Origin of the sequence: Thioalkalivibrio sp. (assembly GCF_007692535.1) — a bacterium.
Taxonomy (GTDB): domain Bacteria; phylum Pseudomonadota; class Gammaproteobacteria; order Ectothiorhodospirales; family Ectothiorhodospiraceae; genus Thioalkalivibrio.
The window spans coordinates 1-3,006 of record NZ_REBW01000173.1 but is presented as its reverse complement, the minus strand read 5'-3'; the positions used below and the strand labels follow the sequence as shown (position 1 = coordinate 3,006).

Sequence of the window (3,006 nt, the reverse complement as noted above, 5' to 3'; positions counted from 1 at the left end):
CCTGCACCTGGAAATCGAGGGCCGTCTCCCCTGGGCGCAGTCGGCCGACGGTAGCAAAACCTGACAAACCCGCCGCGGCTGGCCAATGCCTGGTGTGATGTTGCTGGACCGGTACCGGGAGGCGATCGTTGACTCTCGCTGCAGCGGGGTCGGACCAACACAACCCTCTGATTCATAACAACTACAAGCTGTTTTATCGGCCTATTTGTGCCCTTGGAAGCCTGTTTTTGGCCGCAAAAACGGCCGTTCAAGGCGGGAGAATCCGAAAACCCAAGGCCTCATTTCTCATGATCAACAGGTTGGCTTGGGCCGACCCCGATCGCCGAAGAGACAGTAGTCGACCCTGAGCGGCCAGTCAGCAGGGATGGATGAGTGGCTGGAGTTGGTTGTTCACCCGACCTTCAGAACCGGGTTCTCGGCATCCCGGCCTGCGTCAAGTGCCGCGAATTTCCGGCTGTAACGAGGGTCCGGTCGTGATACAGACGTTCCTGGATCACCTGAAGGCGAAAGACGAAACCTGCGGACCCTCTATGTGATCCGAATGCCGGGCGCCGGCTGGAACGCTGTTCGTCGGACGTTCCCGTCCTTGTTCAATCCCGGTGGCGGAGAACTTGCCCTCGCGCCCCGCGGTCACGGATGCAATGCTGGGCCCTAAAATCACCGCCTGAAGCAGAGGAGGCCGGCATGGACAAGCACAAGGCAGCCGAGGCCTATGATCACCTGACGCACGGGATTCGCGAGAACCTCGGCCAGTTCGGCCAGCAACTGGTCCAGGTGTTCTTCGTCGGCCTGACCATCGGAATGATGCGCACGGTCGTGCCGGCACTGGCGGAGACCGAGTTCGGCGTGGCCGAGGGCTCGTTCCTGCTGCTGACCGCATTCGTCGTCGCCTTCGGCGTGGTCAAGGGGGCGCTGAATTTTGTCGCCGGACGCCTGTCCGAACGGCTCGGGCGCAAGACGGTATTGATGCTTGGTTGGGTGGCGGCGATCCCGATCCCGTTCATGATCCTCTACGCGCCATCGTGGAGCTGGATCGTCGCCGCGACCGTCCTGCTGGGCGTGAACCAGGGCCTCGCCTGGTCGATGACCCAGACCGCCAAGATGGACATCACCCGCGCCGACGAGCGCGGTTTCACCATGGGCATGAACGAGTTTTCCGGCTACGTCGGTGTGGCCGTCGCGGGCATCGTGACCGGCTACATGGCGGCTGCGTTCGGGCCGCGCATGGGGCTGCTGATCTTCGGCCTGGCGGTGATCGCGCTGGCGATCGGGATGGCCGCGCTATGGGTGCGCGAGACCCTGGACTGGGCGAAGGCCGAGGGTGCACGGCATGCCGCTGGCCGATCCACCGGGCCGGTCCCGCGCTATCCGAAGAATATCCATGACTCGCCGACCACCTGGGAGGTGTTCACCCTGATGTCCTGGCGCGACCGGCGCATGGCCGCGTTCAGTCAGGCTGGGCTGGTTGAGAAGTTTGTGGACGCTTTGGTGTGGGTGTTCTATCCGGTGTTCCTGTATCAGCAGGGGCTCAGCCTTGCGGCGATCGGCTGGGTCGTGGGGATCTACGGCTTCGTCTGGGGCGGTTCGCAGTTCGTGACCGGCCGGCTGTCGGATCACGTTGGGCGTCTGCCGCCGATCGTCTGGGGCATGTGGATCTGCGGCGGCGGGGTTGCCCTGACCCTGCTGGGCGAGGGCGTACTGTGGTGGTCGTTTGCCGCCGCGGTGACCGGTTTCGGCATGGCTTTGCTGTATCCCAACCTGAGTGCGGCGGTCGCGGACATCGCCCATCCCAACTGGCGCGGTTCGGCGATCGGTACCTACCGCTTCTGGCGGGACCTTGGCTACGGTGTGGGCGCCCTGGGGCTGGGCATCGTGGCCCATCTCGGCGGCTCAGTCACCTGGGGTTTCTGGTTCGTGGTGATCGCGATGTTTGCCTCCGGTGCCCTGGTCTGGTGGTGGGGCGAGGAGACCCATCCGCGCCTGAACCCGGCCGACTGAAAGAACCGGGATCGAAAGGGAGGCCCGGCAGCGCTTGGATGGCCCGCAACGGCTGAACCGGTTGCTGTGGCGCGGGAGTCGCTTGGCCGGTTCGACCTCGCATCAATCTTCCCGGCGAGCAGGCAGTGCACAGAATCCGTGCTCCTCGGCGCCAAGGGCAGCGTTGAACTTGGCGCTCATGTTCTGGAATGCAATCCATGCGGTCAGCGCAGTGATCTGGTCGTCGTTGAAGTGTTCTCGAAGCCCATCGATGTCAGCCTCCGAGACCTCCGAGCATCGCTCAGTGACCTTTTCGGCATAGGCGAGCGCCGCACGTTCGGGAGGATCGTAGAGCGGGCTTATCAACCAGTCTGAGACATTCGCCGCCTTGTCCGTGGCGCCGGTGGCTTCAAGGTAGTGGTAGGCGTTGAGGTCGACGCAGAACGAACAGCCATTGCATTGGGCAATGCGGATGGAGACAAGGCTTCGGAGCCCGGGCCCAACGGGATAGCTTCGCCGGTTGAATATGCCGAGAAGACCCAACATGCCGACGAAAGTGCCGGGGAGTCGGCCCCAAAGAAGGGAAGGCGCCAGGATGCTCCCGTATTTGCGTTCTTGCCGACGCAATACCCACCGAACAAACCAAGGGTATTGCCTGATGGGCGGGGATGGAATGCGTGCCATTACGGCCTCCTGTATGGGTGAAACGGTGCCAGCACTTCAGGACGATCGGGACCGCATCGGCTTGACGAGGCCGCATACTTCAGTGGGTGGCAATCCCACCTGGGCCGCGGAGAGACCGCTCAGCCTGCATCGGGACAAGACCTTTCTGCGTCCCGCCAAGCCGTCATCCCCCGGCGCACGATTCGCAGATCGCGGAAGCCGCGAGCATGGAGCAGCTTCGCGGCGGCGCGGGAGCGGCGATCGGTGTGGCACACCAGCACCAGCGGGCGATCTGTGGGCAGTTCGTGGAGACGGTCTGCGAGTTGATCGAGCGGCAGGTTGAGCGCGCCTTCGAGGTGGCCGAGT

3 protein-coding genes are annotated in these 3,006 nt (G+C 63.7%); 1 reads left to right on the top strand and 2 read right to left on the bottom strand.

The features are described 5' to 3' along the window. Positions 1-684 precede the first annotated feature (684 nt). Positions 685-1,998, top strand: a complete 1,314-nt coding sequence (locus EA346_RS10110; RefSeq protein ID WP_296758208.1) for an MFS transporter — start codon at positions 685-687, stop codon at positions 1,996-1,998. Positions 1,999-2,100: 102 nt separating this feature from the next. On the opposite strand, the gene EA346_RS10105 is transcribed toward EA346_RS10110, so the two are convergent. Then, positions 2,101-2,661: a carboxymuconolactone decarboxylase family protein gene (locus EA346_RS10105; protein WP_296758206.1), complete on the bottom strand. Its 561-nt coding sequence runs from the start codon at positions 2,659-2,661 to the stop codon at positions 2,101-2,103. Positions 2,662-2,780: 119 nt separating this feature from the next. Then, positions 2,781-3,006, bottom strand: a 226-nt coding sequence (locus EA346_RS10100) for a rhodanese-like domain-containing protein (RefSeq protein ID WP_296758205.1), incomplete at its 5' end; no start/stop codon positions are given.